This window comes from Pseudomonas sp. P5_A2_2, from assembly GCF_054177685.1.
The window spans coordinates 1-2,583 of record NZ_JBGCUL010000647.1 but is presented as its reverse complement, the minus strand read 5'-3'; the positions used below and the strand labels follow the sequence as shown (position 1 = coordinate 2,583).

Sequence of the window (2,583 nt, the reverse complement as noted above, 5' to 3'; positions counted from 1 at the left end):
CTTAAATCCTATCCCGCACCGAGCCACAAACTCACCAGTTCGACCATACGAGCTGATTATTCCTATACAAAACTTGTACAAAAATAATCAGCCCGTATAGAGCCATTACCCAATATTAGTGCCTGCTGGTCACCGTCAATATATCGGTATAAACCACGTTCACGCTTTGCCCGACTTTCAAGTCCTTGAGTTTGGCCTGGACCTCGGGGCGTTTGACGTCGACGGTCTTGGACTGGCCTTCCGGGTTTTCGAAGGTCACCTGGTGTTTTTTCACGTCAATGTGGGTGATTTTCAACTGCACTTTCACCTGACGATAAGCTTCGCCGCCAGGGTTGGCGCTACCTGGCGCAGCACGCATTTCGCCGGTGGCTTCGGCGGTGCCGGGCAGGCCTTTGTCGACATCGGTGTCGAGGTAGGCTGCAACGGCGCTGGTGACCCTGATATCGACTGAATCGCCGGCCTTGAGATTGCCGAGGTTTTTCGCCTTGTCGGTCAGTTGCACAGGGAACTCATTACCCTGCGGGCCTTTAAGGACTACGGAATGATTCGCAGCATCAACCGAAACGACGGTGGTGGTGACCTGATCAGCCACCACGACTTCGGACAGCGGAATATCGGCGGCAACTGCGCCAAAACTGGCGGCAGACAGCAAGGTTGCGAGGGTGATGGCTTTAGTCAGTGCGTGGCGTTTCATAGACAGAACTTTCCCTGTGATTGATGGCAACAAACGGCGTTGAAACCGGGCTCAACGCCATGTGTGCGAAGAGCATAGACGCTGTTCGGCGAGTGGTCGCGGCGGGTGGATGATTTTCGTGGCGCAGGGCATTAGTACCCGGTCATTTCCAGATATCCGCTCCCTGCATGGCTGCCACTGAGGCGCACCGGGCCTTCCCAATACGGAATGCGCAAGTCCATCCAGGCCTGGGGATTGAGCGCGGTGATGGCGATTTCGAGATGCCTGGCGGGGATCTTGATCGACCAGCGCACAGGTATCTCGCGTCCAGCCACGCGGGCGGTGTCTTGTGGCGTGAGGCTGATGTCGCCGGCGTGCAGCAATTGTGTCTGGCCCCGGGCGTCGATCCAGGTGCCGGTGAGGTAAGGCTCCCCGTCCTTTTGCCGCATGCGATACAGCATCACCTGCTCGCCGCTGTCCAGGTGCAGGGAGAACCAGTCCCAACCGGTCTKATTGCCTGTCAGGGGCTGGCTGCTCCATTCGCGGTCAAGCCAGGCCGGGCCACTGACCTGAAAGGTCTGGCCGTCGATGTCCAGCGTACCGCTGGCCTGGAAAAACGGCTGGCTGTAGTAATACGAGGCCTGACCCTGCTCGGATTTCTGGCTGAACCCCTGGTCCCCCTGAAGCACCAGCGGACCTGTCGAGGTCAACCGCAATCGGTAGCTGAAACGCCGGTCACGAGCACTGAGCTGCAGGTCGGCTAACGGGTCATCGGCAGTCGCCTGGCTGCGCAACTGCCAGTCGTCGATCCACGCATTGAACGGCGCGACGCTGACACCGGCCTGACCGACGCCACCACGGGCATAGCGTTCAGCCGCGTGATGCACCGTTGCCGATGTCACCGCCGCGTGACCGAGCCAGATCGTCTGATTCTGCCAACCCGCCACCTCGGGGGTGGCTTTCAAGGCACTGCGGAACAACGTCCATTGCGCGCCGAACTCATGCCCCTGAGCGTCCTTCAGGTTGGCCGTGACGTACCACCATTCGATGCGAAAGCCGTCGTGCGGGCCGTGATCCGCCGGGAAGCTGAACACCCGACCGGGCACCACCGGGGCGAACGCAGCGGCCTGGTTGCCCAGCCCGGCAAAACCCTTTTCCAGCGGTGCCGGTTGATCGCAACCGCTCGCTAGCAGCGCCAGGAGCAACACGCAGGCTTTAATCTTCATGGGCAAACGTCCGCAGCAGGTCCGCCGGTTGTGTGCGGTACAAACGGTACAACGGCCAGGCCGAGGCCAGCAGCGTCGCCACCAGCGCCAGACCCATCAGTTGCAACAGTTGCCATGGAAACACCCGCAACGGCAGGCGCCAGCCAAAGGCCTGCACGTTGATCACCGTGTCCAGGCACCACGCCAGGGCGATGCCCAGCGGCAACGCCAGCACCAGGGTCAGCAGCGCCAGCAGCCAGGTTTGCCCGAGGTTGAGCAACATCAAATGCCGACGTGTCACCCCCAGTGCCCACAGCGGCGCCAGTTGCCCGAGACGGCTCTGGCTTTGGGTCAACAGACTGATGAACAGCGCCACCCCGGCCACGCACAGCGTCAGGCTATTGAGCGCGGCGGTGGCGGCGAAGGTGCGTTCGAAGACTTGCGTGGACCAGCCCTTGAGCCGCGCCTGATCGACGATGCGGCTGTCGTCCAGGGTAAAACGCGCCTGTAATGCCGCGACGAACGCCGGGATCGACGCCGGCTCGATGCGCAGGTTGAAGCGGCTCGGTGTCAATTGCGGCCAGCCGCGCTGGAGGTGATTGATATTGACCAGAATGTGGCCATTGGGATTGCCGTAGTCGGCGTAGATCCCGACGATCCGCGGCGACCACGGGCCGGTGGGCGTCGGCAGCGTCAGGTGATCGC

At 61.3% G+C, this 2,583-nt stretch carries 3 protein-coding genes; all 3 read right to left on the bottom strand.

Annotated elements, in window-relative coordinates:
- Positions 1–115: 115 nt before the first annotated feature.
- On the bottom strand, positions 116–694 hold the full coding sequence (locus tag ACXRVY_RS23640; protein WP_223463059.1) for a hypothetical protein: 579 nt from the start codon (positions 692–694) through the stop codon (positions 116–118).
- A gap of 131 nt (positions 695–825) precedes the next feature.
- Positions 826–1,899, bottom strand: a complete 1,074-nt coding sequence (locus ACXRVY_RS23635) for a lipocalin-like domain-containing protein (RefSeq protein WP_458238386.1) — start codon at positions 1,897–1,899, stop codon at positions 826–828.
- On the bottom strand, positions 1,889–2,583 hold a 695-nt coding region (locus ACXRVY_RS23630; RefSeq protein WP_458238385.1), incomplete at its 5' end, for an ABC transporter permease. The genes ACXRVY_RS23630 and ACXRVY_RS23635, both read right to left, overlap by 11 nt.